This is a genomic window from Microtetraspora glauca (assembly GCF_040656155.1).
Classification (GTDB): domain Bacteria; phylum Actinomycetota; class Actinomycetes; order Streptosporangiales; family Streptosporangiaceae; genus Microtetraspora; species Microtetraspora glauca.
In genome coordinates, this window is sequence record NZ_JBFALK010000003.1 from 223,675 (window position 1) to 247,273 (window position 23,599).

22 protein-coding genes and 2 pseudogenes are annotated in these 23,599 nt (G+C 69.2%); 14 read left to right on the forward strand and 10 right to left on the reverse strand.

Going from position 1 to position 23,599, the window contains the following annotated elements; translation table 11 throughout:
* Positions 1-18 precede the first annotated feature (18 nt).
* The 4 genes from AB0I59_RS07245 (at position 19) to AB0I59_RS07260 (ending at position 4,640) form a co-directional block, all read left to right on the forward strand.
* Positions 19-651 (forward strand): cysteine hydrolase family protein, encoded by a 633-nt coding sequence (locus AB0I59_RS07245; protein ID WP_358131060.1) that lies wholly within the window; start codon positions 19-21, stop codon positions 649-651.
* Positions 652-925: 274 nt separating this feature from the next.
* Complete coding sequence (locus AB0I59_RS07250; RefSeq protein WP_358131062.1) at positions 926-1,405, forward strand: RrF2 family transcriptional regulator; 480 nt, start codon at positions 926-928, stop codon at positions 1,403-1,405.
* An 88-nt stretch (positions 1,406-1,493) separates the two neighbouring features.
* On the forward strand, positions 1,494-1,991 hold the full coding sequence (locus tag AB0I59_RS07255; protein WP_358131064.1) for a cupin domain-containing protein: 498 nt from the start codon (positions 1,494-1,496) through the stop codon (positions 1,989-1,991).
* A 201-nt stretch (positions 1,992-2,192) separates the two neighbouring features.
* Positions 2,193-4,640 carry a M14 family metallopeptidase gene (locus tag AB0I59_RS07260; RefSeq protein ID WP_358131067.1) on the forward strand — a complete coding sequence of 816 codons (2,448 nt, stop codon included), beginning with the start codon at positions 2,193-2,195 and terminating at the stop codon, positions 4,638-4,640.
* A 361-nt stretch (positions 4,641-5,001) separates the two neighbouring features.
* Here the strand turns inward: AB0I59_RS07260 and AB0I59_RS07265 are convergent, their stop codons facing one another.
* The gene (locus AB0I59_RS07265; protein WP_061252458.1) at positions 5,002-5,463 is read right to left on the reverse strand and encodes a hypothetical protein; all 462 of its coding nucleotides are present in this window, start codon (positions 5,461-5,463) and stop codon (positions 5,002-5,004) included.
* Between the two features lie 153 nt (positions 5,464-5,616).
* Between AB0I59_RS07265 and AB0I59_RS07270 the strand changes: the two genes are divergently transcribed.
* Together AB0I59_RS07270 and AB0I59_RS07275 are read left to right on the forward strand one after the other, a co-directional pair.
* On the forward strand, positions 5,617-9,408 hold the full coding sequence (locus AB0I59_RS07270; protein ID WP_358131069.1) for an nSTAND1 domain-containing NTPase: 3,792 nt from the start codon (positions 5,617-5,619) through the stop codon (positions 9,406-9,408).
* Between the two features lie 103 nt (positions 9,409-9,511).
* On the forward strand, positions 9,512-10,438 hold the full coding sequence (locus AB0I59_RS07275; protein WP_358131072.1) for a WD40 repeat domain-containing protein: 927 nt from the start codon (positions 9,512-9,514) through the stop codon (positions 10,436-10,438).
* A gap of 153 nt (positions 10,439-10,591) precedes the next feature.
* Here the strand turns inward: AB0I59_RS07275 and AB0I59_RS07280 are convergent, their stop codons facing one another.
* Positions 10,592-11,017 carry a TetR/AcrR family transcriptional regulator C-terminal domain-containing protein gene (locus AB0I59_RS07280; protein WP_061252455.1) on the reverse strand — a complete coding sequence of 142 codons (426 nt, stop codon included), beginning with the start codon at positions 11,015-11,017 and terminating at the stop codon, positions 10,592-10,594.
* An 11-nt stretch (positions 11,018-11,028) separates the two neighbouring features.
* Here AB0I59_RS07280 and AB0I59_RS07285 point away from each other — a divergent pair.
* Both AB0I59_RS07285 and AB0I59_RS07290 read left to right on the forward strand, forming a co-directional pair.
* Positions 11,029-11,208: pseudogene (locus tag AB0I59_RS07285) on the forward strand (zinc-binding dehydrogenase); the annotation flags it as partial.
* Positions 11,209-11,362: 154 nt separating this feature from the next.
* Complete coding sequence (locus tag AB0I59_RS07290) at positions 11,363-11,455, forward strand: zinc-binding dehydrogenase (RefSeq protein WP_358131583.1); 93 nt, start codon at positions 11,363-11,365, stop codon at positions 11,453-11,455.
* Positions 11,456-11,568: 113 nt separating this feature from the next.
* Here the strand turns inward: AB0I59_RS07290 and AB0I59_RS07295 are convergent, their stop codons facing one another.
* The 4 genes from AB0I59_RS07295 to AB0I59_RS07310 all read right to left on the reverse strand — a co-directional run bounded on the left by AB0I59_RS07295 (position 11,569) and on the right by AB0I59_RS07310 (position 15,661).
* On the reverse strand, positions 11,569-12,330 hold the full coding sequence (locus AB0I59_RS07295; protein ID WP_061252454.1) for a lysophospholipid acyltransferase family protein: 762 nt from the start codon (positions 12,328-12,330) through the stop codon (positions 11,569-11,571).
* Between the two features lie 97 nt (positions 12,331-12,427).
* A complete protein-coding gene (locus AB0I59_RS07300; RefSeq protein WP_061252453.1) occupies positions 12,428-14,191 on the reverse strand; it encodes a thiamine pyrophosphate-binding protein in 1,764 nt (587 codons plus the stop codon).
* The gene (locus AB0I59_RS07305) at positions 14,188-14,961 is read right to left on the reverse strand and encodes a cyclase family protein (RefSeq protein WP_061252452.1); all 774 of its coding nucleotides are present in this window, start codon (positions 14,959-14,961) and stop codon (positions 14,188-14,190) included. Before AB0I59_RS07305 ends, AB0I59_RS07300 begins: the two co-directional genes overlap by 4 nt.
* 85 nt (positions 14,962-15,046) lie before the next feature.
* The gene (locus AB0I59_RS07310; RefSeq protein ID WP_358131076.1) at positions 15,047-15,661 is read right to left on the reverse strand and encodes a phosphatase PAP2 family protein; all 615 of its coding nucleotides are present in this window, start codon (positions 15,659-15,661) and stop codon (positions 15,047-15,049) included.
* A 188-nt stretch (positions 15,662-15,849) separates the two neighbouring features.
* On the opposite strand from AB0I59_RS07310, the gene dhaK reads away from it, so the two are divergent.
* The 4 genes from dhaK (at position 15,850) to AB0I59_RS07330 (ending at position 18,791) form a co-directional block, all read left to right on the forward strand.
* Entirely contained in the window at positions 15,850-16,842 is a 993-nt protein-coding gene (gene dhaK, locus AB0I59_RS07315) for a dihydroxyacetone kinase subunit DhaK (RefSeq protein ID WP_228646291.1), read from the forward strand.
* A gap of 27 nt (positions 16,843-16,869) precedes the next feature.
* Positions 16,870-17,496 carry a dihydroxyacetone kinase subunit DhaL gene (gene dhaL, locus AB0I59_RS07320; RefSeq protein ID WP_358131080.1) on the forward strand — a complete coding sequence of 209 codons (627 nt, stop codon included), beginning with the start codon at positions 16,870-16,872 and terminating at the stop codon, positions 17,494-17,496.
* Positions 17,497-17,533: 37 nt separating this feature from the next.
* Positions 17,534-17,908, forward strand: a complete 375-nt coding sequence (gene dhaM, locus AB0I59_RS07325; protein ID WP_061252449.1) for a dihydroxyacetone kinase phosphoryl donor subunit DhaM — start codon at positions 17,534-17,536, stop codon at positions 17,906-17,908.
* Between the two features lie 121 nt (positions 17,909-18,029).
* The gene (locus AB0I59_RS07330; RefSeq protein WP_358131083.1) at positions 18,030-18,791 is read left to right on the forward strand and encodes an MFS transporter; all 762 of its coding nucleotides are present in this window, start codon (positions 18,030-18,032) and stop codon (positions 18,789-18,791) included.
* 71 nt (positions 18,792-18,862) lie between these two features.
* Here AB0I59_RS07330 and AB0I59_RS07335 read toward each other — a convergent pair whose 3' ends face one another.
* Both AB0I59_RS07335 and AB0I59_RS07340 read right to left on the reverse strand, forming a co-directional pair.
* Complete coding sequence (locus AB0I59_RS07335; RefSeq protein ID WP_358131086.1) at positions 18,863-19,366, reverse strand: Rv0361 family membrane protein; 504 nt, start codon at positions 19,364-19,366, stop codon at positions 18,863-18,865.
* Positions 19,367-19,370: 4 nt separating this feature from the next.
* Complete coding sequence (locus AB0I59_RS07340) at positions 19,371-20,198, reverse strand: hypothetical protein (RefSeq protein ID WP_358131089.1); 828 nt, start codon at positions 20,196-20,198, stop codon at positions 19,371-19,373.
* A 727-nt stretch (positions 20,199-20,925) separates the two neighbouring features.
* Between AB0I59_RS07340 and AB0I59_RS07345 the strand changes: the two genes are divergently transcribed.
* The gene (locus tag AB0I59_RS07345; RefSeq protein ID WP_061252445.1) at positions 20,926-21,201 is read left to right on the forward strand and encodes a hypothetical protein; all 276 of its coding nucleotides are present in this window, start codon (positions 20,926-20,928) and stop codon (positions 21,199-21,201) included.
* A 22-nt stretch (positions 21,202-21,223) separates the two neighbouring features.
* Here AB0I59_RS07345 and AB0I59_RS42080 read toward each other — a convergent pair.
* Positions 21,224-21,684 (reverse strand): annotated as a pseudogene (locus AB0I59_RS42080) (IS701 family transposase); the annotation flags it as partial.
* A 502-nt stretch (positions 21,685-22,186) separates the two neighbouring features.
* On the opposite strand from AB0I59_RS42080, the gene AB0I59_RS07355 reads away from it, so the two are divergent.
* Positions 22,187-22,645 carry a hypothetical protein gene (locus AB0I59_RS07355; RefSeq protein WP_061252443.1) on the forward strand — a complete coding sequence of 153 codons (459 nt, stop codon included), beginning with the start codon at positions 22,187-22,189 and terminating at the stop codon, positions 22,643-22,645.
* A 659-nt stretch (positions 22,646-23,304) separates the two neighbouring features.
* Here AB0I59_RS07355 and AB0I59_RS07360 read toward each other — a convergent pair.
* The gene (locus tag AB0I59_RS07360) at positions 23,305-23,559 is read right to left on the reverse strand and encodes a Smr/MutS family protein (protein WP_061252442.1); all 255 of its coding nucleotides are present in this window, start codon (positions 23,557-23,559) and stop codon (positions 23,305-23,307) included.
* Positions 23,560-23,599: the final 40 nt, after the last annotated feature.

The following is a 23,599-nucleotide window of genomic DNA, read 5'->3' on the forward strand; positions in this document are numbered from 1 at the left end:
ATCACCCAAGGAGAGAAAATGACCGTCACGACCCCGGCGCTGGACCCCCGGACGGCCGCCCTGCTCGTCATGGATTACCAGCAGGGAATCCTGGCCTCGCTCCCTGGCCCGGCAGACCCGGAAGCGCTGCTGTCACGAGTGGCCGGCGCCATCGCCGACATGCGCGCGCACGGCGCCGCCATCGCCTACGTGCGAGTCGGATTCACCGAAGCCGACTGGGCGGCGATCCCGCCGGCCAACAAGACGTTCTCCCTCCTCGGCCGGCAGCGCCTCATGCACCACGCGGATCCCGCCACGGACTTTCACCATCAGCTCGCTCCCGAGCCCGGCGACATCACCGTACGCAAGACCCGCTACGGCGCGCTGTCCACGACAGACCTGGACCGGCGACTGCGGGATCGCGGCATCACCACCCTGGTCATCGCCGGTATCACCACCAGCGGCGTCGTGCTGTCCACCGTCACTGACGCCGCCGACCGCGACTACCGGCTCTACGTCCTCTCCGACGGCGTCACCGACCCGGACCCGCACGCCCACCAGACCCTGATGACCAGCGTTTTCCCGAGACTGGCCCACGTCATCGACACCGCCGAACTGCGCTCGCTCCTGCACGAGAGCCATCCCGATCGGGCGAAGACCGGCCGGGCATGATCGTCAATGACGATCGGCGACCGTCAGGGTGATCGCCGTCAGCGGCCAGACGTCGGTTCTGGCCACTGACGGATCATGTGACTACCTCGCTCCCAGAGCGCTCTCCGGCTCATGGGGTCGTGCTCGCAGAGATGAGTAGTTCTGAGAGACCGGAGGCCCTCACTGGACCGCGCCCGCCGCGGGTGCGGCTGCTACTTCGCCCCTGGGGGCAGAACTGGGAGTTCGGGCCCGTTGCGTGGATAAATCTGGACATGTAATATCCAGGATCATGCGGATGAGCGAGGGCGTGGAGTGGGCGCTGCACACCTGCCTGAACCTGAGTTGGGCCGAGCCGGGCGAGGCCGTCTCGGCGGCCAGGCTGGCGGCCTTCTACCGGCTGCCCGCGGCGTACCTGAACAAGCAGATGCAGGCGCTGGCCCGGGCCGGCATCGTCTCCTCCACACCGGGGCCCCGGGGCGGCTTCCGGCTGGCCCGCGCCCCGGAGGACATCACACTGCTCGACGTGGTTACCGCGATCGAGGGCCCGGAGGAAGCGTTCCGCTGCGCGGGGATCCTGCGGGAGGGTCCCGGCGGAGAGCCGGACGTCGACTATCGGGAGGTGTGCGTGATCTCCCAGTCCATGCGCAAGGCGGAGCTCTCCTGGAGGCGCGAGCTGGCCGGGCAGACCCTCGCCGGCATCAGGGCCACCGTGGAGCGGCGCCATCCCCACACTCCCGGGAACACCCGCAACCGGTTCGCCAACGTGAAGATCTGAAATCCCGCCCCTCTCCAGAGGGGCTTTTCCAAGAGGTAATTCTGGATGCTGAATATCCAGATTCACCCGATGTCAGAAGGAGAGCATCTTGATCACGACGCCCGGCCACTCCCTGGTGCTGGTGCGCGCGGCCGAGGCCGACGTCCTCGCCGACGGCCCCACCAGCATCATCACCCTCCTCGCCGACTCGGATGTCACGGGCGGCGCGCTGACGGTCAACCGCGCCACCCTGCACAGGGGCTCCGAGGGCGCCCCGCCGCACTATCACCGGCGTGCCGGCGAGCTGTTCTTCGTCCTCGACGGCTCCTTGCAGGTGCTTGCCGGCGAACTGGTCCACACCCTGGAGCGCGGAGACCTTCTGATCGTGCCCCCGCTCCTGCCGCACGCCTTCGCCCCCACGCGCGGCGAGGAGGCCGACCTGCTCGTCGTCTTCACTCCCGGCATGGACCGGTTCGACTACTACCGGCTGCTGGAACGGGTGTACCGGGGCGAGGCGGAGCCGAAGGAGATCCGCGAGACCTCCGAACGCTTCGACAACCACTACGTCGACAGCCCGGCATGGACGCACGCCCGCCACACCGAGTGATGCAGCAGGACCGAATCCGGTTCAGCATGGGCGATATATAACGCAAGAAGCAGCAACATCAGCTTTTAACAGGAAACGTCGCAAAAGCCGGTTGAATGTCGCGTTGACGGCGATCCGCTGCCGATCAAGACTTCTTCCACTCGCGTGCTCCCGCCGGGCTGACCCCCTACCCGGCCGGGCACGCCGGAACAGGAGTCTCTGATGAGGAGTTCTCTGGACGGCAGGAGGGCGCGCCGTGTCGCGGCCGCGCTCGCCCTGCCGCTGGCACTCACCCTGAGCGCGCTCCCGGCGCTCGCCGAACCGTCCCCCTCGCCCGGCGATGTCGTCCCCGACCGGCAGTCCACGACGGCCCAGAACGGCGTCGCCCTGATGCGGATCGTCGTCCCCGACCAGGCCGACGTGGACCGGCTGAACGCCATGGGCGTCGACCTCGCGGAGTACAAGAAGCCCCTTGACAACGGCATCGAGGTCCACGCGGTACTGAGCCCCGAGGAGGCCCAGAGCCTCCGCGACCAGGGATTCGACGTCCAGGGCGCCATCTCCGACCAGACCGACTACGCCGAGAACCAGGTCGAGCGATCCCAGGCGATGCGGTCGGCGGCCGCGGCGACGGCCGAGACGGACACGCTGACCCCGCTGCGCGCCGAATGGTTCACCAGCCTCGACGACCAGCGGTTCCTGTCCGTCGAGGTGAAGTCGAGCGCCACGGACGCGCAGACCGTGCTCACCGTCACCTGGGACAGCGGCCCGGGCACCGCACCGGACTCCGGCGGCACGGCCGCGATGTCGCGCTTCACCGACGCCGGGCAGTACATGTACCACCGGTTCAACTCGCCGCTCTCGGTCACGCAGGCGCCGACCAAGGTGACCGTCACCAGCAACCGCGGCGGTTCCGTCACGATCCCGGTCACCAAGTGGCTGGGCGCGGCGCGCAAGGCGCCGGGCAAGCACTACGTCGCCGACTTCGTCGACCACTACATGGATCCGACCGAGGTCACCGACCGGATCTCCTCGCTGGCCCGGGAGTTCCCGAAGATCTCCGAGATCGTGGACCTGCCGTACAAGACGAACGGCTACCGCCGGGCGGCGCAGGCGCAGTTCGGCACGGTCGCGGCGAGCACGTTCTATGTCAGCTCCAAGGCGTACGGGCACGAGGGCGGCAACGACATCAGCGTGGCCCTGACGAAGCCGGAGGCCGCGTCCTCCGCGCTCGGCGTCACGGTCACCGGCAAGGACGTCGTGGTCGCCCTGGCCACGGACGCGTCGGGGGCGGTCACCAGCACCGCCCGGCAGGTCGTGGACGCGCTCAACGGCGACGCCGCGGCGTCCGCGCTGCTGGCCGCCGGCACCTACCGGGGCAACGCGGGCACGGGGCAGGTGGCCGCCACGCCGGCGACGAGGCTGACCGACAACCTGAAGGCACCGGCCACCGTCTCGCGTGAGCCCTTCCAGATGAAGGCGCTGCGCGTCGGCAAGCGGCGGGACGGCTCGAAGGCCGGAGTGTTCCTCTACTGCCAGGAGCACGCCCGCGAGTGGGTGACCCCGCTGACCTGTGTGGAGACCGCCGAACGGCTGCTGCGCAACTATGCCAGGGACGCGGACACCCGCAAACTGGTGGACGACCTCGACATCTTCATCGTCCCGACGGTGAACCCCGACGGCGCGCACTACTCGTTCTACGACTACAACATGCAGCGCAGGAACATGACGAACCACTGCGCGGTCAACCTGGCGGACCCGGCGGCGCGCAACTCCTGGGGCGTCGACCTGAACCGCAACTTCTCCGTCGGCTCGGTCTTCGACGGATACAGCGGCGCCTCGACGAGTTGCACCAGCGACACGTTCGCCGGCCCCTCGGAGCTCTCCGAGCCCGAGGCGAAGAACGAGGTGTGGCTGACCGAGAAGTATCCGAACATCAAGTTCGCGATGAACACGCACTCCTACGGCGGCTACTTCATGTGGCCTCCGGGGGCGTACAAGGCGGCCGGGCGCGAGCTGCTGCCGCGGGTGGACTACGGCACGGAGAGCTTCTTCTGGAGCGCCTCCAGCCACATCCTCTCCGCTGTGCAGACCTGGCGGGGCACGGCCATCTGGCCGGGACGCACCGGCCCGGTCCCGGACGTGCTGTACTCGGCGGCCGGCAACAGCGCCGACGAGCACTGGTACAACAAGGGCATCATCGGCTGGGACTTCGAGGTCGGCGCGGACGTCTACAACCCGGAGACCAAGCGGTTCCAGGCCGTGGGCTTCCAGCCGGCCTTCACCGAGGGGCACGAGGAGGCGATGGAGTTCTCCGCCGGCCAGATCGCCATCCTCGAGGTCGCCCGGGCGTTCTCCAGCGACAGGAACGCGCCCAAGTCGGAGCTGAAGGTCACCGCGCGGACCGCCGGGTCCACCTCGTTCACGTTCACGATCGACGAGCCGGCCAACGTGTACTACACGCTGGACGGCAGCCGGCCGACGCTCTCCTCCCCCAAGCTGACCGCGGCGGGGATGCGCGAGGGAGCGCAGCAGATCACGATCGACGCGACGACCGAGGTGCACTGGTTCGCGGCGGACATCGCCGGAAACAACGAGAAGAACTACAAGCCGGACGGCAACGGCAAGAACTACAACAAGGCCAGGGTCGTGGTCGGCGACGCCCGCTGACCCCGTACACCGGACACCGGACACCGGCCGCCCGCACCGGCCCGCGGAGCCTCGGGGTATCACCCCGAGGCTCCGCCCCGTACGCGCAGGGGCTCGCCGGCCCCGTCCGTACGAGCCGGCCCCGTCCGTACGAGCCGGACGCGGGCGGGCGGTCCTGTCGATCTCGCGGTGAACCCGTCGACGCGCAGCGGGATCGAGCTGCGCCTCCCCTCCAGCGTCGACGGGCTGACGGCCGATACCGAATCCCGGACGGGCTTTTGATCGGGTCGTGTGACCGGCCACTAACGAGGCGTCGTGTCCGCCGTCGTGCGGTTGGCGCTCAGGTCGCGTGGACCGGGAGCGCCTTTCGCCAGACCTCTACTTACAACCACGGCCCGCACATGGAGTCTCCATCGACCCGTCGCCCGCAGGCGCGGAACTGTTCGCCGGGCTCGCGGGTCGCCTTGTGCGCTGCGCTGGTATTGGGTGATCCGTTGCTCTGCACGGTGAAGGGTCCACACTGAATCCAGCCGTCCCCATAGGTCGTGCTGTAGTCCATCCAGACCAGATCTCCGGCCTTGGTGGCTCCGCTGATCCTGGCCCATCTGTGTGGAACGCCGTTGATCCATGCGATGTGGAGTTCCGCCCGCCGGCCGCCGCCGAGGTCTTTGGTGGTCTCGACGGTCCCGGACTTGTTGTAGGGGATGCTGGTGAAGCCGTTGGCTCCGTTTGTGCAGTTCGCCGCGGACGCGTTCGCCGGACCCGCGGACAGGGTGACCGAGAGGCCGCCCACCACAAGCGCCCCCGCCGCGGCGGTCGACAGAAACCTACGACCGAACGTCATTTCTCGCCCCTTCGTTTTGTATGAGCCCCGTCGGGACTCTGGCTCATGCGCTTACAGGTCTAACCGCTTCCGGGTTGTGCGGCATCGGAGCACACAATGCACAATCAACACTGCACAACCGTCACAAAAGTCTCAGTTCTCCCGGAGGTGGGGATGCCGCGCCCTGAGCGGCCAGTGGATCCGGGGGAAGGGGCTGTTCAGCGGTTCGCGTGGGAACTCCGCCGGTTGCGCCAGAGCGCGGGCAATCCGGGCTATCGGGATTTGGCGCGACGCGCGCACTACTCCGCCAGCACTCTTGCGCAGGCCGCCCGGGGGGAGAAACTACCGAGCCTGGCGGTGGCATTGGCCTACGTACAGGCGTGCGGCGGTGACAGCGCGCAGTGGGAGGCGCGCTGGCGCCAGGCCGCGGAGGCCGTGGAAGACGCGCGCCTGTTCTCCGGGAAGGCCGGCGACGACGCGAGTGGAAAAAGCCCCTACCTGGGATTGGCCGCCTTTCAGGCGGAAGACGCCGAGCGTTTTCACGGCCGTGAACGAATCGTCGACGAACTCGTCGCGCGACTGACTCGGCAGCGTTTTCTCGCGGTGTTCGGTACGTCCGGGGCGGGAAAGTCGTCGTTGTTGCGGGCCGGCCTGATCCCCAGGGCCCGAGCCTGTGACCCGGAAGGCGGCGCGGGATGGCGGACAGTGCTGATGACCCCCGGGGCACACCCGTTGCGCGAGTACGCCACCCAGGCCGCCGCCGCGAGCGGCCGGTCGCCGGACGAGATGTACACCGCGCTCGTCGACGGCCCGTCCGGCCTCTCCGGCCTGACCGAGCAGCCATCGCCGCAGCGGCCGCTGCCCGCTCCGCTCCTCATCGTGGTCGATCAGTTCGAAGAGATCTTCACCCTCTGCCACGACGCGCATGAACGCGGCCGGTTCATCGGCGCCCTGCTGGCCGGGGCCCAGACGACCGGCAGCCGGACACGAGTGGTGCTCGGCGTACGCGCCGACTTCTATGCGCACTGCGCGGATCACCCTGATCTCGCGGCGGCGCTCACGGACGCGCAGATCCTCCTGGCTTCCATGACGACCGAGGAACTACGGCAGGCTGTCACACAACCCGCCCGTGCCGCCGGCTGCAGTGTCGAGGGCGCCCTGCTCGCCGCGATCGTCGCCGACGCCGTCGGGCAGCCCGGCGCCCTGCCCCTCGTCTCCCACGCCTTGGTGGAGACGTGGCACCGCCGCCGCGGCAACACGCTCACTCTCGCCGGGTACCGGGAGGCGGGCGGCATCCATGGCGCCCTGGTGAAAACCGCCGAGACGCTGTATGCCGATCTCTCCCCCGCTCAGCGATCCCGTGCCAAGGACATGTTCATCCGGCTGACCGCCCTGGGGGAGGGCACCGACGACACCGCCCGCCGGATCACCCAGGGCGAGCTGGACATCGACGACCCCGATACCCGCGCCATCCTCGGCATGTTCGCCGAGGCCCGGCTCATCACCCTCGGCGACGACACCGTGGAGATCGCCCATGAGGCGTTGATCCGAGGCTGGCCCCGACTGCACAAGTGGCTGACTGCCGACAGAGAGTCCCTGCGCGTGCGCCGCCAGCTCACCGAGGCCGCACAGGCATGGGCGGCGCTCGACCACGATCCCGGGGCGTTGTACCGCGGCGCCCGTCTGGCCATCGCTCGGGAATGGGCCGCCTATGGCGGCCACCGTGACACGCTGAACAAGCTGGAACGCGACTTCCTGGACGCCGGCATCCAGCGGGAGAAGGCCGAGCACACCAGAGCCCTCCGCCGCAGCCGCCAACTCCGCTACCTGGCGCTCGGGCTCGCGTTTCTGCTGCTCGTCACCACCGGTACCGGTCTGATAGCCGTCCGGCAGTGGCAGGACGCCGCGGCCGCCCACCGGATGGCGCTGTCGCGCCAGCTCGCCGCCCAGGCGCTCACCGTCGCCGACTCCGAACCCGACACCGCCATGCTCCTGGCCGCGCACGCCTTCGCCATCACACCGACCGTCGAGGCACGCGGCGCCCTCCTGAGCACCTCAGCCCTGCGAGCCCACCAAGGGACGCTCACCGGCCACATCGGCGCCGTCTCCCAGGTGCTCTTCAGCCCCGACGGCCGCACCCTCTTCAGTGTCGGCAGGGACAGAACGGTGGCGGTGTGGGATGTCCGGCGCCGGATCCGGCTGGCCACACTTCGCGGGCACGACACATGGCTGAAGGCCGCGGCTCTCAGCCCGGACGGGGAGGTGCTGGCCACCGGTGGGGAAGACGGTCGCCTCGTGCTCTGGGACACGGCAGGGCGCGCACGTGTCGCCACCCTTGACGGCCACACCCAGCAGATCAGGGAGATCGCTTTCAGCCCCGACGGCCGCACTCTGGCCACCGCCGGCGACGACCGGACCGTCATCCTCTGGGATACGCTCCGGCACGCCCGCCTGGCGACGTTCAGCGCCCACACGGGAAAGGTGCGCGGCGTGGCTTTCAGCCCCGACGGCCGCACCCTCGCCACGGCGGGCGACGACAGGCAGGTGATCCTTTGGGACCTCACGCGGCGTGTCCGGCTGGCGACCCTGACCGGGCACGCCGAGACCGCCAGCGCCGTCGCCTTCAGTCCTGACGGCCGCACCCTCGCCAGCGCGGGCGGGAACACGACGGTGATCCTGTGGGATGTCGCCCGGCGCGCCCGCCTGGCGGCCTTCAGCCATCAGCGGCCGGGGGAGGTCATCACCCTTGAATTCAGTCCGGACGGCCGAACCCTCGCCACCTCGGGACACGATCCGGCGATCCTGTTATGGGACGTCGAGCACCGTGTCCTGCGCGGACGCCTCACTGGGCACAAGATCAACGTCTACACGCTGGCTTTCAACCCCCGGACGTCCATGCTGGCCTCAGCGGGAGAAGACGGGGCCATCATCGTGTGGGACACGGCGCAGGCCTCGCTGGCCGGTCAGTCCACACGGGTCAACGATGTCGCCTTCAGTCCCGACGGCCGCCTGCTGGCCGCCGCCGGCGCGCATCAGACGATGGTGTGGGAGACGCGGAATCGAACCCTGCACGCCATACACACGGACACATCCTCGGACATCTACGCCCTCGCCTTCAGCCCCGACGGCCGCACCCTCGCCATGGCGGAGGGAAAGACCGGATTGTCCCCGGAAACGTCGGCCGGCACCGTCACCTTGTGGGATCTCGAGAAGGGCACCTCGGCGAAACTCACCGGACACACCGGTGCCGTGCTCGACATCGCCTTCAGCCCCGACGGCCGCACCCTGGCCACCGGCAGCGTGGACACGACAGTGAATCTGTGGGACGTGGCCCGGCGCACCCGCCTGGCCGTCCTGACCGGCCACAATGGGCCCGTCAACGGAGTCGCCTTCAGCCCCGACGGCCGCACCCTCGCCACGGGCAGCCACGACCAGACCGTGATGCTCTGGGACATCGCGACGCGCAGACCGCTGGCCGCGCCACTGGCCGCCCACACCGCTTGGGTGAGAACCGTGGCCTTCAGTCCCGACGGCCACACTCTGGCCACCGCCGACGCCGACAAGACGGTGATCTTGTGGGACGTGGCCCGGCGCACCCGCCTGGCCGTCCTGACCGGCCACGCCGACGCCCTCACCACCGGCGTCGCCTTCAACCCCGACGGCCGTACCCTCGCCTTCACCAGCGGCGACAACACCGTCACCTTGTGGGACGTCCGCCAGGGCAGACGTACGGCTCACCTCGCCGGTCACACGGAGCCGGTGCAAGCGATCGCCTTCAGTCCTGACCGGCGCACGCTCGCCACCGTCGGCGCTGACGCCACCGTGTTGCTGTGGAACACCGACCCCCAGGAGACGGCACGCCGCATCTGCGGGGCTCTCGGGCGTGACCTCACCCGAGAAGAATGGCGACAGTACACCGAGGGGACGCCGTATCGAAAGACATGCGGCGCTCCGTCATCACGATGATCCTGCTCTCTCGGAGCGTCGCACGAAACGGGCGAACAGCGGCCGGTGTCGGACTTCAGAAAGTATCCGCAACATTCTCAACATTCCTGGCATCTCATGAAACATGAGATTCCGTGCAGCGCTCGCGACACTGCTTCTGACCGCCGCGACACTGATTGGACCGCCCGCGGCGGCTGCCACGCCGGTCACGATCGCGTACGCGCAGCGAACACAGACCTGGCAACTGGTGCTGACCAACGGAGACGTGGTGGAGGTGCCGGAGGCGCTCGCCAAGGCGCCCGATGACGCGGCCAATCCCGGTGCGCCGGCGCCGTTCCTGGTCAGTGGGGACGGGCGGCATTTCTTTTATTTCCGGAAATCGGATCAGTTGTTCGTCGAGCGGACGCTGAACGGCAAGGAAAGGGTGGTGTCACGGCGGCTCACGGCGTTCGCGATCAACGAGGAGTGGCCGGTGGTGTCGGACGACGGCAGTTTCGTGGTCACGACGACCTCGGCGCCGGGCGTGGGGGTCTTCGCGGACCTGCGGAAAGGCAAGACGTTGCCGCTTCCCGGGCGGACGGACGCGTGGAGCTTCCTGGGGTTCAGTCCGGACAGCAAGCGACTGCTGCTGGCAGGGGAGAACCAGCTGACGGTGTTCGACCGAGGGCTGCGCGCCCGGATGCGGCTGAAGACGCGTCTCGGGTCGATGGCGCTGGCGAATGACCACGTCACGGCGGCGGTGCCTGTCGGCACGTGGCCCAAGTACCGCAAGCTGCGCCTGCTCAATCTGCGTACCGGCCGTGTGAGCGGCACGGTGACCGTGCGGTTGCCGCGCGGGCAATACGTCGACGACCTCGCCTTCGACCGGGCGGGACGCATGATCGTCCGATCGAGGACCGGGACGGGGGTGGGGATCTACCGGATCTCGAAGGCGACCGGCAAGGCGACGCTGCTGCGGACGATCGTCAGGCCTGATGCGGAGGTCTGGGTGCTCCCGGGGGACGAGACGTACGAGGCGTGGACGGAGAGGAAGAGCAAGTCTCAGAAGTGAGGTGAGCCCCCCCCCCCCCCCCCGCCGGCGGCACCCGGGCCGTGCGCACACCCTGGCACTCCAGTGACAGCGACCGCGCCGACGCTGAGGGGCACCGCGGGTCGGGGCACCGGGCCTCGACCGATCACCAGGTCCGGTTCGCCCCGCTCCGGCTCAGCGTGCAGCGTACGCCCGCAGAAACGCCCGCACTCCGGCGGTTGTCAGCCGCTCTTCCTCCTCCTTCGGGAGAGGAATGACACCCCAGTAGGACCGCTGCACGATGTCAGTCGAGATGAAGCTCATGAAGTGGGAGGCGGCCTGCGCCGGGTCGCCATGGACGTCGATCAGACCGTGGTCGTTCAGGGTTGCCATGGCGGAGGCCAGTTCGTGACCCACCGCGCGAGGTCCGGCCTCCTGCCAGGCGTCCAGGGCCTCGGCCGGGATGTGCCCGGCCTCCGCATGGATGTGCCGCACCAGTGAGAAGTGGTCGCTGAAGTCCGTCATCAGACCGACCCAGGCGTGGGCCAGGGCGAGCAGGTCGCGTTCGAGGTCGTCGGGGTGCGGCGGGCGGGCCGGACAAAGTTCAGCGAGCCACGGCACTGGGCGCCGATATCGCCGTCGACCACCGCGACCCGCGCTGGCCGGACGCGGTACGCGACGCGCTTGGCGGCAGAGAACTCAGCATCGTGTTCGACGGCGTCGGGGGAACCGCAGGCCGCCACGCCTTCGGCCTCCTCGCACCTGGCGGGAGATTCCTCCTGCACGGCTGGTCGTCAGGGACCGCCACCCGCATCACCACCGACGACATCATCGAGCACGCGAGCACCGTCATATGGGCGATCGCATATGGGCGATCGGCCCCCAGCTGCTTCGACGCGCCGGCACTGTCCATGAACTGCAGGCCCGCGCGATCCGGGCAGCCGCTGACGGTGTGCTCGGCCCCTGATCTCCCGCTACCCTCTCAGCCGTGCCGGCGACGCGCACGCCGACCTTGAGAACCGCCGTGCGACGGGCAAGGTCGTCCTCGTCCCACGCTGACCACCCGCGCGGCACGGCCTTTGGTCAGCGAGCGAAGAACTCGTCAAAGTTGCCCGCGCAGCACAAGGCCAGCCACCCATCAGCCGTGTCACCGAGCTGCCTGGGCAGTACGCCTAGGAGACCTCGTCCGGGCTGGGCTTGGCGGGGCGGGCCCTGCGGGGGGAGTCCAGGGCGGCGGCCTCCTCCGGTGTGGGCGCGGTGCCGCCGAGGTGGGCGGGCTGCCACCAGACGCCCGGGGGGATCTCGGGGTAGGTCCGCTGCGCGCGGTCGAGCAGTTCCGACATCCGCCGCCGGAGCTCCGTGGTGAGGTCCCCGATCGGCTGGCCGGGCTCCGGGTGCATCGGCTCGCCGACCAGGATCGTGATCGGCACGTGCCTCTGGAGGAGCTTGCGCGGGCGGCCCTTGGTCCAGAGCCGGTGCGGCCCCCACACGGCGACGGGGATCATCGGGACGCCCGCGTCCGTGGCCATCCTGATCGGGCCGCTCTTGATGTCCTTGATCGTGAACGACCGGCTGATCGTGGCCTCGGCGAAGTTCCCGACGATCTCGCCGTCCTTCAGCGCGCGCACCGCCGCGCCGAAGGCGCCCGCCCCGGCCGAGCGGTCCACCGGGATGTGGTGCATGCCCCGCATCAGCGGTCCGGCCACCGGGTTGGCGAAGACCTCCTCCTTCGCCATGAACCGGACGAGGCGGCGCGAGGGCCAGGCGGCCAGGCCGGCGAAGATGAAGTCGAGGTAGCTCACGTGGTTGCTGACCAGGACCGCTCCCCCCGTCTTGGGGATGCGCTCCGCGCCCTCGATATTGATCTTGAGGTCCAGCACCCGGAAGAACAGGAGCGCGCTCCGGATCACCGGGGGGTACACGATCTCAGCCATGACTGAACGCTAACCTACGCAACCGTAACCTCCGGACTCACCCCCTCGGGAACGTCCCGGCGTGGCGCGCTCTCCCGTGGCGGGCGGTCATCGAAGGTCAGTGCCCGCGGAACGCCTCCTCCAGCCACCACGAACCCCGATCCCCCGTCACCTTGGCGTGGACGACCAGGGCCTTGTCGCGCGGCCCCTTCAGCCACTCGGCGACCCCCGCCAGGTCCGCCCGCTCGCGTACGGTCACCGCGTCGCAGCCGAAGCCCCGGGCGATGGCCCCGATGTCGACGGCCGGGAAGGTCACGGTGTCCAGCGCGTGGCCGTCGGGGCCGAAGTGGTGGACCTCCGCGCCGTACGCCTCGTCATCGTAGATCACGATGACCATGGGCAGGCCGAGCCGTACCACGGTCTCCAGTTCGGCGACGCCCATCAGCGCGCCGCCGTCGCCGAGCGCGGCGACCGGGAGCCGGTCCGGCCGGGCGAGCGCGGCACCGACGGCGGTGGCCAGGCCGAGCCCGACCGACTGGAACGCCTGGGTGAAACAGAAGCCGTTCTCGTCCGGCACCGAGAGGAACATCGACGGATATCCCATGAAATTTCCGGAATCTACGGAGATGATCCGCTCGGCCGGCAGGAGATCGTCCAGCTCGATCGTGAGCGTCCGGGGGTCGATGCGCCCGTTCCCGCTCCGGTCCTCGTACGGAACGTCGCGCCAGCGGATCTCGGCGGCGATCCGCGTGGCCAGCTCGGCGCCGCGGTACCCGTCACGGGGCTCGCCGAGTGCCTGCGTCACCGCCCGCGCGGTCTCGGCCACGTCGCCGATCACTCCGAGGTGGACCGGCCGGTGCGCGCCGACGGCGTCGGGGTCGAGGTCGACCTGCACGACCTTCGCGTCCGGGCCGATCAGCGAGCCGTGCCGTGTCGTCCACATGTTCAGCGCGCAGCCCCAGCCCACGACGACGTCGGCGTCGGCGATCAGCTCGGCCGCCAGCGGGGACGCGAAGCCGCCGCTGACGTCGAGATCCCACTGGCTGCCCCGGAACAGGCCACGCGCCACCGCCGACGTGGCGAGCAGCGCGCCCACGCGATCGGCCAGCGCCTCGATCTCCCGGCGCGCGCCGCGCGCCCCCCGCCCGGCGACGAAAACGGGGCGCCGCGCGGTGGCGAGCAGCTCGGTCAGCTCGCTCACGGAATCGGCCGGGGCCGAACCCGCCACCTCCGAGGCGGACGGCTCCGCCGCGTCGGCCTCGCGCTGCTCGTCCGCGAGATCGCGCCGGGCCCGGTCGCGCAGATCGCGGACGGCCGCCCAGGCCCTGCTCCCCTGCTCCCCCGCGTCGGTGATCCGGCTGGACCGCAGATCGCGGACGGCCTGCGCGACGTCGTCGGGCAGTTCGGCGTCCTGAACCTCGAGCGGGAGGTTGAGCAGGACGGTACGACGCCCGAGCAGCGCGGTGAGGAACGCCAGCACCGTGTCCTCGACGACGGTCTCCGCCGAGCCGACCCGGGCGGCGAGCGCGCCCACGGCCGCCACGAGGCCGGGCTGGTCGACCCGGAAGTTGGAACGCGGCGAGGTGGCCTCACCGGCCAGGACCAGCAGCGGGGTGCGGCTCTTCGCGGCCTCGGCGACGCCGGTCAGCGCGTTGGTGAGGCCCGGACCCTGGTGCACGCTGAGCACGGCGACGGTGCCGCTCATCCGCGCGTACGCGTCCGCCATGGTCGCCGCGCCACCCTCGTGGCGCGCGGCCACGAACCGCACGCCGTGCTCGGTGAGGGAGTTGGTCACGTGGAAGTTGCCGCTGCCGACCACGCCGAAGGCGGTGTCGACTCCGAGAGAGGCGAGGATCGCGCCCACGGCCTCCGCGACGTTCACCGCTCCACCAGGGCGAGGACCCGGGCCGGGCTGCCGGAACCGCCGACGATCGGAAGGGGACCCGCGATGACGACCGCCCCCGTCGGGGGCAGCCGATCGATGTTGCGCAGCTGGGTCAGGCCGTACTTGCCCGCTCCGAGCAGGAACGAGTGGCAGGGGAACGCCGGGTCGAAGGAGTGCGCGGCCCCGGCGTCGGTGCCGACCGTCTCCACCCCCAGCCCGATGATCGGCGTGCTCTCGGCCAGGTAGCGCGCGCACTCGGGCGAGATGCCGGGGGTGTGCGGGCCGTTCTCGTCGGCGTTGAGGATGCTCTCCTGGTCGTGCGCGCGGGCGTCCCAGCCGGTGCGGTAGAGGAGCCAGCCCCCGTCCGGCAACGGGCCGTGCTCCCGCTCCCAGGCGGTGACGTGCTCGATCTCCAGCAGGAAGTCGGGGTCCTTCGCGGCCTCCGCGGTGAAGTCCAGCACGACGGCCGGGGCCAGCAGCCGGGCGGGCGCGACCTGGGCGACGTCCTCGCCGTCGCGGCCCGTGACCCAGTGGACCGGGGCGTCGAAGTGGGTGCCGGTGTGCTCACCCGTGGTGATGTTGTTCCAGTACCAGGCCGGGCCGCGGTCGTCGTACCTGCTGATCTCCTGGAGGCCGAACGGGACGGTGTTACCGAACGGCTCGGGGAGCATCAGGATCGGCGTCGTGTCCGACAACGGCGCGGTGAGGTCCACCACCTCGATACCACCACCTCGGATGCCCTCCACGAGATCCCGCAACACCGACATGCCCCGCCTCCCATCCGTCACAGATCCCCAGAATCCTCCTACAACCGCCATCCCGAACGCCAGCGTGCTCGCCGGACACCTCGGATCAGCCGATCAGGGCGTACACGGGCCAGCAGACGGCGACCCCGGCGACCGCACCGGCGGCGACCTGCGCGGGCGTGTGGTCGCGCAGCATGATCCGCGACCAGCCGACCAGGGCCGCGAACGGCCAGCAGATCCACGCCCACGGGCCGAACTCCACCATCAGGATCGCCGCGGCCCCGGCGACCGCGGCGGCGTGGAAGGAGATCTTCCAGAGTCGCGTGATCGGCAGCATGACCACGCCCATGCCAAGCAGCGCGCCCTGCACGGCCAGGACGGTGCTGGGCGCGCCCGCCAGCAGGAGCACGACGACACCGCCGAGCACCAGCGCGACGCTGATCGCGAGAGGCACCAGCCGCTGCTCGCGGCGGGTGATGTGCCGGTCGTTCGCCTTCCCGCGCGCGACGCGCCACAGCACGAGCCCGTACGGCAGGACGCCGCCCGACACGGCGGCGAACAGGCCCCACAGGAATCCGGTGGCGGCCGGGTAGGTCTGGTGCCAGCCGACCACGACAGGGAGCGGGATCACCACGTGAAAGGGGCTGAGGACCTCGGTGACGACCCGGGCGGCCCGGGACTCGCGGGCTCGCGGCTCCGCCGCCTCCACGGGAATGGTCACCGCGTTCCTCCATCAGTCGCCACGGGGCTCCGGCATGCCGGGGACGCCGTCGCGCCTCCGACATTAGCGTGATCTTCAACCTCCACGGGAGCGCGGAGAAACGGACGCCGTGGACGGCCGAGGCTTGCCGTCCCTTGTGGCAGGGCAGGCGTAAAGGGGACGATGGCCCCCCACACGAGGACGGCGGCATGAAGAAGCTCATCAACGATGTCGGTTCGGTGGTCGCCGACACGCTGCGCGGCGTCGCGGCGGCGCATCCCTCGCTCCGGGTGGACGTCGAGAACAGGATCATATTTCGGCGGGACGCGCCCCGGCCGGGCAAGGTGGGGCTGGTCTCCGGCGGCGGGTCCGGCCATGAGCCGCTGCACGGCGGATACGTCGGGTACGGCATGCTCGACGCGGCCTGCCCCGGAGAGATCTTCACCTCGCCCGTCCCCGACCAGATCGCCACGGCGACCACGGGAGTGGACGGCGGCGCCGGGGTGCTGCACATCGTCAAGAACTACACGGGCGACGTGCTCAACTTCGAGATGGCGGCCGAGCTCAGCGGTGACGAGGGTGTGGAGGTGGCCCGCGTCCTGGTCGACGACGACGTGGCCGTGCGCGACTCGCTGTACACCGCCGGCCGTAGAGGCACCGGCGCCACGCTGTTCGTCGAGAAGATCGCCGGAGCGCTCGCGGAGAGCGGGGCGCCGCTGGCCGAGGTGGCCCGCGTCGGCAGGGAGGTCAACGACCGCAGCCGCTCCTTCGGCGTCGCCCTGACGCCGTGCACCACCCCCGCCGCGGGCACGCCCACGTTCGAACTGGGCGACGCCGAGATCGAACTCGGCATCGGCATCCACGGGGAGCCCGGCCGTACCCGCGCCGCGCACCGGGAGGCCCGCGAGATCGTCCGGCTCGCCATGGACGCGATCGACGACGACCTCCCCCTCTCCGGGGAGACGCTCGTCATGGTCAACGGGATGGGCGGCACCCCGCTCATGGAGCTGTACATCGTCTTCGCCGAGGTCGCCGCGTACCTGGAGGAGAAGGGCGCGACCGCCGTACGCAGCCTGGTGGGCGACTACGTCACCAGCCTCGACATGCAGGGTTTCTCGGTGACCACGTGCGCGCTCACCGGCGAGCTCACCCGGCTCTGGGACGCTCCGGTGGAGACGCCGGCGCTGCGCTGGGGCCGCTGACCGAATCCCGACCCTCTGGAGTCCCCCTTGGACACGCGGTTCTTCGTCACCTGGATGGAGGAGATCACGGCCGCCGTGCGGGCCGCCCGTGACCATCTCACCCGGCTGGACGCCGCCATCGGCGACGCCGACCACGGGACCAACCTCGACCGGGGCTTCTCCGCCGTGGCCGAGGCCCTGGCCGCCCGCCCGCCCGCGACGCCCGGCGGTGCGCTCGTCCTGGCCGGCTCCACCCTGATCAGAAAGGTCGGCGGAGCCTCCGGCCCCCTGTACGGCACCGCCTTCCGGGAAGCGGGGAAGACACTCGGGGAGACCCCCGAGGTGTCGACGGCCGAGCTCGCCGCCGCCCTGGAGGCGGGCCTCGCGGGAGTGCGCAGGCTGGGCGGCGCCGAGGAGGGCGACAAGACCATGGTCGACGCACTGGCCCCGGCCGTCAGGGCGCTGGCGCGCGCCGTACACGAGGGGGGAACGGCCGGGGAGGCGCTGGACGCGGCCGCCGCGGCGGCGGAGGACGGCGCCAAGGCGACGATCCCGCTGCAGGCGCGCAAGGGGCGGGCCAGCTATCTCGGGCCGCGCAGCATCGGCCACGAGGACCCCGGGGCCGCCTCGACCGCGCTCATCCTCGACGCGCTCAGGACCGTCGGCTCCCGCTGACGACCGCACATCGGACGACACACATCAAGGAATCGGAATGGTGGGCATCGTTCTCATCTCGCACAGCGACGGCCTCGCCGCAGAGGCGGCCGAGCTGGCCAGGCGGATCTGCGGAACGGACGTGCCGGTGGCGGCGGCGGGAGGCACCGACGACGGCGGAATCGGCACGAGCCTGGACAAGGTCGCCGCGGCCATCGACAAGGTGGACCAGGGCGACGGCGTGATCCTCATCCCCGATCTCGGCAGCTCCGTGCTGACCGCGCGGCTACTCGAGGCGCCCGGCGCCGTGGTGATCGCGGACGTGCCGTTCGTGGAAGGCGCGATCTCGGCGGCGGTCGCCGCCGGGTGCGGCACCCCCCTCGACGGCGTGCTCGCCGCCGCCGAGGAGGCCAGGACCATCCGCAAGATGTGATCCGCGGTCAGATCTCTCTGGCGCTACTCCCGCCGGACGTACGCGTGCTCGCCGCCGGTGATCACATCACGGCTGCTCTTCTGAGCTGGGCATCGCGGTCTCTTTCGTGATGATCCGCGCGGTGAAGCCGCCGGCCGTCGAGGCCGCCCCTGCGGCACCCCCGGAGACCGCCGCGGTCCACCAGTCGGCGGTCCGGCGTTTCTTCGCCGAACTCGGTGAAGGCACTCGATTTGTCGCCGACAGCCCGGTGCTGCGGGTCCTGCTGGTCACACTGGCCGTGTTGACGCTTGGGGCGGCGACCCTCAATACGCTCAACGTCTTCTTCGTTTCGGAGAACCTGCACGCGGACGCCGGCTGGTTCGGGACGATCGGCATGGGCGAGGGGGTCGGCGCTGTCGTCGGCGCGCTGGCGGCGGGTCGGCTGTGCCGGCGGTTCCGGGACGTCACGGTGTTCGGCGTCGGCCTCACGCTGGTCGGCGTGGGGCTGGTCGTCTACGCCCGGATCGGCACGCTGTGGGCCGCGGTGCTGGTGATAGCACCCGTCGGCGTGCCGCTCGGCGCGATCAACTCGGCCATATCGCCAATCGTGCTGCGCGCGACACCGCGGGAGTACATCGGTCGCGCGATCTCGACGTTCGGGCCGGTGCAGCAACTCGCGTCGATGGTGTCGGCGATCGGTGCGGGCTGGCTCGTCAGTACGGTCTGGCGCGACTTCGATCACGTCGTCGCGGGAGTGACATTCGGCCGGATCGACACGGTGTATCTGATCGGCGGGGTCGCAATCGTGATCAGCGGGATGTTCGCGACTTTGGCGTTGAAGGGACCGGGCGCGACGCGGCTCACCGACGCCGCCGTCGCGGACGAGACCGTGGGAGCGGACTGAGATCACCGGTCGGCGCCTGCCTCTGACGGTCGGCGTCGCCGTCGGGTTCAAAGGAGGTCGAGCGGTTTCTTCTACGACGGGTTGGTGTGGCGTTCAGGGTCGCAGAGTTTCCAGGTGCCGGCTTCCTTGCGCAGGTACAGCGTGGCGGGTTGCTGGGCGGGACGAGTCACGCGGGCCTTGGCCACATCGCCGGTAACGCGAATGTCTGAAACGTCGATGGGACGTTCGTGGCTGGGGTCGAGGCCGGGGTCATCAGGGGACGGCACCTCGTCGATGACGCTTTGGGCCTCTTCCTCACAGAGCATGGCGACCATGGTGACTGTGTCTTCTCGGTCAACCGCGTGGGCGAACTTCTCTATCGTTGTGCGAATCTGGGCCTCGCCCGCCTTCTCTGCTGTTTCGCGGATCGGGGTCGCGCCGGGGTGCGTCCGGGAGAGGGCGCTGTGGACCACGGCAGCGGACACCGCCAGGGTGATGATCGTCGCAGCGATCAGCAGGGGCTTCCGGTGGGGCCTGCGGGGCCGTTGAGGTCGCGTGGGGAAGAGCGGGTCTGGGGGCTCCATCTGGGGGTCCATCGGTTCAGGCTCCCTGGCTCTTGAGGAGCGCGGCGATGAGCTCCTGCACTTCCTTCGTGGCTTTCTCCCTGAGCTTCGCCTGCGCCTGCAACCATGCGGGGGACGCACCCGAAACGAAGTAGGAGCTTCCGGACTGCTTCGAGCTGTTCGCCGCGCGGGAGAGCCACTGTGAATTGGCGGGAGAGTTGGCGACGAGATACATGTTCCGCGGGGTGAGCTTCAGGAAGTCGCGAAATGTGACCAGACGCCTCAATGGAATGATGTGATCGAACGCCACACCATTAATCCTCCGACCGGGGTATGCGGGGTCAGCGGACCCGATTGCCGGAGCCCGCACGCCTTGCAGGTACGAGGTCCGGGGTATGTCGGGCCGAGTTTCATCGAGCGCCTTATAGACCGCCTTGATGGACGACGGAAGCGGTACCGGTTTTCTGTCCGATCGCGTGGTCATGCCCGGCTTTCCTGGCCCGTACTTGAGGAAGTCATAGGTTTCCGGATTCCATCGGCTACCGGCTCGCTTCTGTGCGAGGGTCAACTTCCCGGCCGCTGTCGCGATCTTGCTGAGCTTGTCCTTGCTGGGGGTGACAACCGTCGACAGCGGGTGGTTGGCTTTCATCTGGAAAAACGCCTCGGCGCAGGCCCGCAGCCGGGCGGCGACCGGGCCTTTTTGAGCATTGAGAGCCCTCGCTTCGGCGTTGTACGTAGCGACAGCTCCCGCGTTGGATTGTGCGGGTGGATTAGCGTTGTGCACGCGGATCTTCTCGCGTAACGCCCTCGCTTCCGCGACCGGATCCGCACAGTTTTCCTTGTAATCGAGGCTGGTCGCCGCCACTGGCGAGGCTCCGACTGTTACGAGGCCGGCCGAGCAGACCAAGGCCAGGGTTCCGGCGACCCTCCGGGATGTGTGCGGCATGCTCCTCGCTCTCTCGTTTCCTCACACCCTCATACGCCGTGGACGATCGGTCAGGGGAAACCGACCCGCTGGCGTACGACGCTTCGGGAGATAAGACCAGATGTGCACTGCGAGCGCTTGCCTCATCCTGCCTGTCATGCGACCGTCACGCCACCCCCGTTACCATCTGATTCTGCTTTCGCCGCCGACACAGAAATACTGTCCACTCGCGCATAAGAGCGTGTTTGAAAAGTGGCAATATCGGTTGATAACAGGAAATTTTCTGGCCAGAGCCAGCACGGTCGACTTTCACGATTCCCCACGCCTATCTCTTCTCCGTGAGCGGCCGGCGGCGGTCCTCGCACCGGCCGGCGCACAGATCCGACTCGGCGAGAGCGGGCCGGCGCGGCCCGCTCGCGCCGCGGCGGCCGTCGCCAGCAAGGACGAGCGACCCCGCTCAGCCGCCATGTAGCGCGCCGCCATGTAGTGCTGCGACCCGTTTCACGGGTGCTCTGACCTCCGGACCATTCGCCAGCCGGTCGATAGCCGATTGCGAAATGCGTTTCCGGCCGACCCTGGAAGCTTCCAGGTTGTCCATCCCGTGCTCGCGCCTGAGCATCTCACCGGAGAAAGAAGAATCTGTGATCACCTCTTGCTAGGAGGATTCATGGCACTGGCGAGGAAAGTCTTCGCGGCGGCAACTCTGTGCGCGTCGGCGTTCGTGGTCCCGATCGTCGTCGCGCCGGCGCCGGCATTCGCCGCGAACACCTGTCGTCTGCCGACGCAGGCCACGCCGCCCAGCAGGTTCATCAAGAGTTACAGCAACTGCAACACCTGCGTCTCCGAGGCCTACAAGAAGTCGCAGAACATCCTCGGTTTCCGGTACTACTGCACCTACAACCCGAGCAACAACCTGAACGACCTGCACCAGTACCTCGGCTAGGTACTCCACCCCTAGATCCTGATCATGCCTCGTCAACGGCCTGTCGCCGGTAGTGGCTGATCCGGGCACGGGCTTGATGGCCTCGTCGCCAGCGGAACCAGCCCAGCACATCAGCCGCGGTCTGATCAGTCCTGGTGAGCAGCCGAACGAGCAGGCGCCTGATCTCGCCCAGAGTCAGTGGAGCCGGTTCGGAGACCGCGGTGGCAGCCTGGCTCGCTCGCAGGCGGCCGCCGCGGCAAGGAAGGCGTGGGCCGGCATGGCCAGGGTGGTCCACCGGTACCACGATCGCCAACGGCGGACGTGATGCTCGTCCAGACCGGTCAACCCCTTGCCGGTCTGGAAGGACTCCTCGATGGTCGATCGACGGCCAGCCACCTTGACCAAGGCGGCCAGCGGTACCGGGCGAGGGGCGTAGCAGCGGTAGAAGTCCAGCTCATCGATGCGCCGGTTCCGGCGGATCAACGACCAGCGACGGCCCCGTCGATGATCGGGCCCGAGCCGTGGAGGCGGCGCATCAGACCTGGCATCAGCCGGAACGCCGCTGTGGGCCGAGGCCCAGCAAGCCTCCGCGAATCAGTGAGGCGACGATCAAGCCGAACGTGATGCGCGTCCTTCCGGCCAAGACCCGGCGGAAGATTTCCGGGCGGCCGCGTTCGGAGCAGGCCACACGCAGAGCGACAGCCGGCCGACCAGACCCGCGTGCGTGGCCAAGGCCTACCGGGCCTGCAAGGAAGCCCGCCACGAGGACTCTCACCGTGCGCCTTCCGGCCAGATCACGATCAGACCGCGATCCGGGCCCCTGCTGATCAATGACACGACAAGAGCTGCCTAAGAACGGTATGGCGGTGTTTGTCGTCTCACAGTTCCGGAGATCCACACGATGCGGAAATGGCCCCATCGGGGTTATCCGGGGCATTCTTCGGCATGGATGGCGGAGATGTCCGAGCGTCTAGAGGAATCGATTCCTTTTCGGGGGAGAATCGCTATGTCAAAGTTCAAGAGTCTCGTCGGGCTGCTCGCCGTGAGCGCCGCGTTGACCGGTGGGGCGGTCGCGCTGGGCGCCGCTACCACCGGCACTGCGGCGAGCGCCGCCGTCATCCAGACCGGCGGCTACATCCCCCCGGCGGCCCCGGTGGCGAAGCCGGTGGCGAAGCCGGTCGTGGTGGCGAAGCCGGTCGCGGTGGCGCCGGCGGTCGGCTGCACCAGTTGTGGCGTCAGCAGCAACCGCAACCGCAACTGGAACCGCAACCACAACCGCAACCGTCAGCACCAGCGCGAGGAGCAGCGCCAGCACCAGCGTCAGCGCCAGCACGTGATCAACAACATCCGGATCAGCCAGCCGGAGCAGCGGCGGGAGCGTGAGGTCAGGGAGAACCGGGGCTTCGAGATCCCGGCCGATGTCCTCGCCCAGCTCGTCGCGCCCGGCGGCGTCAACGGCGGCTGAAAACCGGCGGCATGCGCCGTCACCACAATCAAAGACCAGCAGGAGGAACGGCGGAGCGACGCGTATCGATCCGCATAACCTGAAGGTCCACGAAGCGGTTGGCTCTTGCCGTCCGGTGGAGGACCGCGAACAGGACCTGCCAGCTGCCATGGGAGCTGGCCTGCTGATCTACAGGAGAGCGCCCCGCCACCCTTCGCCAGGGTGCGGGGCGCTTGACTGTGCTCGATGCCCTACTACTGGGGCCAGCCGAGCACCCGGTTCGCCGTTCACGGCTGAAGCTCGGCCGTTGCCGGCGCCTCTCTTCCTCTCGCGCCTTCGGTTCGGACGCCGCCTATCTTGCGCCTTTCGTCGGCTGACCTCGCATGTCGTGATCGGAAGGCAGGGTGACGGTCATGTCCCCTCCTTCGCCGACGGCTTCGGCCCGTAGGTCGGCCATCAGGGCGGGGTGGCTTCCTCCTCCACGGACGCAGGTAGCCCGATCTGCCGTTCGCTGATCATTCGGCCCGAGCTCGTGACTGGCTTTCCGCACCGCATGCTCATGGAGTCCGGCCAGACGCGCGACAGCGCGCGGCGGTCTCGATGATCACGTCGGCGTGTGTCCTGGTCGTGCCCTCGGGCACGCCGAGGTGAGCCTTACGCCTGGCGGACGCGCCGTACGGTCACTTCCACTGGAAGTAGACGAAGAGGCGGCCGTGGTTCTTCGCGTCCTTGTCGATGCGGTGATAGAGGGCCTTGATCTCCTTCTGCTCGAGGAAGCGGAGGACCTTCTTCTTGAGCTGGCCGGAGCCCTTACCCGGAATGATCTCGACCTGGGTGGCCTTGACGCGCACGGCCTCCTGGATGATCCCGTTCAGCGCGCGGTCGATCTCGCGGCTGTTGTTGTAGATGTCATGGAGATCAAGCTTGAGCTTCACGTGATCGAGTGTAGAGCTTGTCAACTTCCACCCAACAGAG